The organism is Streptomyces sp. AcH 505 (assembly GCF_000818175.1).
Lineage (GTDB): Bacteria > Actinomycetota > Actinomycetes > Streptomycetales > Streptomycetaceae > Streptomyces.
Genome location: NZ_JTIY01000001.1, coordinates 4,536,751 through 4,540,745 on the forward strand (window position 1 = coordinate 4,536,751; position 3,995 = coordinate 4,540,745).

Annotated in this window: 4 protein-coding genes; 2 read left to right on the forward strand and 2 right to left on the reverse strand. The window is 72.8% G+C overall.

Features of this window, described 5'->3' with window-relative positions:
• The coding region (locus tag HY68_RS45365) for an aminotransferase class V-fold PLP-dependent enzyme (RefSeq protein WP_041991017.1) at positions 1 to 581 on the reverse strand (581 nt) is incomplete at its 3' end.
• 106 nt (positions 582 to 687) lie between these two features.
• Here HY68_RS45365 and HY68_RS20735 point away from each other — a divergent pair.
• Together HY68_RS20735 and HY68_RS20740 are read left to right on the forward strand one after the other, a co-directional pair.
• The gene (locus HY68_RS20735) at positions 688 to 1,779 is read left to right on the forward strand and encodes an amidohydrolase family protein (protein WP_198533311.1); all 1,092 of its coding nucleotides are present in this window, start codon (positions 688 to 690) and stop codon (positions 1,777 to 1,779) included.
• A gap of 206 nt (positions 1,780 to 1,985) precedes the next feature.
• The gene (locus HY68_RS20740; protein WP_041991019.1) at positions 1,986 to 2,909 is read left to right on the forward strand and encodes an SCO1860 family LAETG-anchored protein; all 924 of its coding nucleotides are present in this window, start codon (positions 1,986 to 1,988) and stop codon (positions 2,907 to 2,909) included.
• 262 nt (positions 2,910 to 3,171) lie between these two features.
• Here HY68_RS20740 and cobC read toward each other — a convergent pair.
• Positions 3,172 to 3,995, reverse strand: an 824-nt coding sequence (gene cobC / locus HY68_RS20745; RefSeq protein ID WP_041991021.1) for an Rv2231c family pyridoxal phosphate-dependent protein CobC, incomplete at its 5' end; no start/stop codon positions are given.

The following is a 3,995-nucleotide window of genomic DNA, read 5'->3' on the forward strand; positions in this document are numbered from 1 at the left end:
TGCGGATTGGCGGCCAGCCGCTCCCAGGCACGGTCGCTCACCGAGACCGCCGACACCCCGGCCGGGCCGCCCATCGCCTTCTGCGCGCCGATCACGCACAGGTCCACGCCCCACGCGTCGGGCAGCAGCGGCTCGGCGGCGACCGACGCCACGGCGTCCAGCATGAACAGCGCGCCGTGCGCCCGGACGACCTCGCCGATCTCGGCGACCGGGTTGGTGTTGCCCGTCGCCGCCTCCGCGTGCACCAGCGAGACGAAGTCCGTCTCGGGGCGGGCCGCCAGCGCCCGCTCGACCTGCGCGGGCGTGACCGCCTCGTCGAACGGGACCGTCAGGTCGACGACCGTGGCGCCGCAGTCCCGCAGCCAGTCGCCGAAGGTCTGCCCGTAGGGTCCCGTGACCACGTTCAGCGCCGTCGACCCCGGCCGCGCACCGCCCCGTACGCACCCTTCGAGCGGCAGCAGCGCCTCGCCCTGGGTGATCACCACATCGTGCTCGGTGGCGAGCAGCGCGGCGACCCGCCGCTCGATGGCGGCGAAGTGCGCGGCGGTCAGCGGGGGCAGGTCGAGCAGCGGGTGCGTCACGGCGATGGCTCTCTTCAGTCCTGTGTCGGGTCGGTCCTGCGTCGGGCCGGTCCTGGGTCCGGAACTCCTTGATCGAGGGTACCCACGGGCTCGTACAGTGCTGCCCATGAGTGATCACACGGTGCTGCACGTGAAGGGGCGGGTGCTCCTCGGCCCCGAGGAGACCGGCGACGAACTGTGGGTGGTGGGCGGCCGGATCACGCACAGCAGGCCGGCCGGCGCCCGTGACGTGCGTACCGTCACTGGCTGGGTGCTGCCCGGCCTGGTCGACGCGCACTGCCATGTCGGACTCGACCACGCGGGCGCCGTCGACGCCGCGACCACAGAGAAGCAGGCCGTCGAGGACCGCGACGCCGGTGCGCTGCTGCTGCGCGACGCGGGATCGCCCGCCGACACCCGGTGGACCGACGACCGCGCCGACCTGCCGAAGATCATCAGGGCGGGCCGGCACATCGCCCGCACCCGCCGCTACATCCGCAACTTCGCCCACGAGATCGAGCCCGACGAGCTGGTCGGGTACGTCGCCCGGGAGGCGGCACGCGGTGACGGGTGGGTCAAACTCGTCGGCGACTGGATCGACAGGGATGCCGGCGACCTGACCGCCTGCTGGCCGCGCGAGGCCGTCGACGCTGCCATCGCCGAGGCGCACCGGCTGGGCGCCCGGGTCACCGCGCACTGCTTCGCCGAGGTGGCGCTGCGCGATCTGGTGGAGGCGGGCATCGACTGCGTCGAGCACGCCACCGGCCTCACCGAGGACACCGTCCCGCTCTTCGCCGAGCACGGTGTCGCGATCGTGCCGACCCTCGTCAACATCGCCACCTTCCCGCAGCTGGCCGCGCCCGGCGCGGCCAAGTACCCGCGCTGGGCCGCGCACATGAACCGGCTCCACGAGCGCCGCTACGACACGGTGCGCGCGGCGTACGACGCGGGCGTGCCGGTCTTCGTCGGCACGGACGCCGGCGGCTCGCTGGCCCACGGTCTGGTCGCCGCCGAGGTGGCGGAGTTGGTGAAGGCCGGTATCCCGGCTCTGGACGCCCTTTCGGCGACGGCCTGGGCTGCCAGGCGCTGGCTGGGCCGCCCGGTGCTCGAAGAGGGCGCTCCGGCCGATCTGGTGGTGTACGACGAGGACCCGCGCGCCGACGTACGGGTACTGGCGGCGCCGCGCCGGATCGTCCTCGACGGACATGTGGTGCGCTGACGGCCCTGATGGAGTGACGTGAGGGAACTCACGTGCCACAAGAATCGAATGAAAGCACGGAAACCCCACTTTGGAGTGAACTGACGTCAGGTGACTGCCGGTTCACTCTTCGTGCGTAAAGAATCCGGATGTCTCGGTCGCCGCCGCCTCGTGTCCCCGTGTCGGCCGGTCGGCGACGCCAAATCTCTTGTGGGGGTTCCACCATCTTGAACAGCAACACCTTCAGCCTGCCCGCACGCCGCTGCGCCGCTGTCGCCGCCGCCGTGGCGCTGACGGCAGGCCCCGTGCTCCTCGCCGCGCCCGCCCAGGCCACCGGCGTCGAGGGCGACGGCAGTGCGAGCGCCTCCGTGCTCAGGACGAGCCTCGACGTGTCCCTGCTCAACAAGACCGTCGACGTGCCGCTGAACGCGTCCCTCAACGAGGTGAAGGCCCCGGCGAGCGCCGACAAGACCGCGCTCAGCGTCGAGTTGGACGGAGTCGACAAGGGCAAGGCCTTCAGTGTGCTGCGGGCCGACGTGGCCACGTCCAAGGCCACCGTCGACGAGCACAAGGCCGAGGGGTACGCCAACCTCGCCCACGCCAAGGTGCATGTGCCGGGGCTGCCGCTGCTCTCCCTCATCGAGGTCCAGCAGGTGACCTCCAAGGCGGTCTGCGCCGTCGGCGAGAAGCCCACCGCCGAATCGAATCTGCTCGGCGACGTGACCGTGCTCGGCAAGCGGGTCACGGTCTCCGCCGGCGGCCCGACGCGCGTCTCCGTACCGGGAGTCGGCGAGGTGACGCTCGACCTGTCGAAGACGCGGACCACGTCCCGTACGGCGGCGGCGACCGCCCTCGCGCTCAACGTGTCGGTCAATCCCCTGAAGTTGAACGTCGCCGACGTCCAGGGCTCCCTCACCATCGCCGAGGCGACCTGTGAGACACCGGACGAGCCCGAGGAGGCGGCGCCCGAGCCCGCGAAGGCCGAGGAGGAGGCGCAGCCCGATCTGAAGCCGCAGAGCGCCGCCGCACCGGAGAACCTGGCGGAGACGGGCGGCAGCTCCAAGACGCCCTACCTGGCGGGCGGCGCCGCCGTGCTGCTGGCCGCGGGCGGCACGGCCCTCGCCCTGGCACGGGCCCGCGCCAGGCGCTGACGACCACCGGCCGGGGGGCCGGGCGGTTGAGACGGGGGAAGGGGGCGCACCGCTGCCGGTGCGCCCCCCGCGGTACCTGAACGGCCTAGGGCCTGTCTGACACATAGCGCCGTCCGCCCGTAGGGCGGGGCTTGCGGCGTCTGGTGCGTGCGATCGCAAGGCGGAGGGTCGTTCTCGTACTGGACGTACATGAACGAGCCCGACAACGCGGCGAGCGTGCGTGCCAGGCGTCGGAAGCCAGGCGGGATGTGTCAGACGGGCCCTAGGGACCGACGGCCGTCAGCGCCTGGTCCAGCGCCTGGAGGAAGCGGTTGGTCGTGGGTCTGTCCCGTACCGCGAGCCGCAGCCAGTTCCGGCCGAGCCCGGGGAACGTGTCGCCCCGGCGCGCGGCGAAGCCCAGCGTGCGCAGCCGGGCCCGTACCGAATCGGCCCGCTCCATCCGTACGAGTACGAAGGGACCCTCGGCCGCCTCGACGGCCCGTACCTCGTCGAACTCGGTGAGCCCCGCCAGCAGATGGGCACGCTCCACGGCGATCAGCCGCGCCGCCTGCTCCGCCTCGGCCAGCGCCGTCGGCGTCATACACGCCTCGGCGGCCGCCAGGGCCGGTGTCGAGACCGGCCACAGCGGCTGGGCCCGCTCCAGGGCCGCGACCGTCGCGGGATCGGCCAGTACGTAACCGATCCGCAGCCCGGCGAGGCCCCAGGTCTTCGTGAGGCTGCGCACCACCACGAGCCCCGGCACGTCCGTACGCGCGGCCAGCGCCTCCGGTTCGCCGGGCACCGCGTCCATGAAGGCCTCGTCCACCACCAACGTCCGCCCGGGACGGGCGAGTTGAGCGACAGCGGCCGCCGGGTGCAGCACGGACGTCGGGTTGGTCGGATTTCCGATCACCACCAGGTCCGCGTCGTCGGGCACCGCGTCCGGGTCGAGCCGGAAACCGTCCCGCGCGCCCAGCAGCACCCGGCGCACCTCGTGACCCGCGTCCAGCAGCGCCGACTCGGGTTCGGTGAATTGCGGATGCACCACGACCGGGCGCCGGCACGGCAGCGCGCGGGCGAGCAGGACGAACGCCTCGGCGGCGCCCG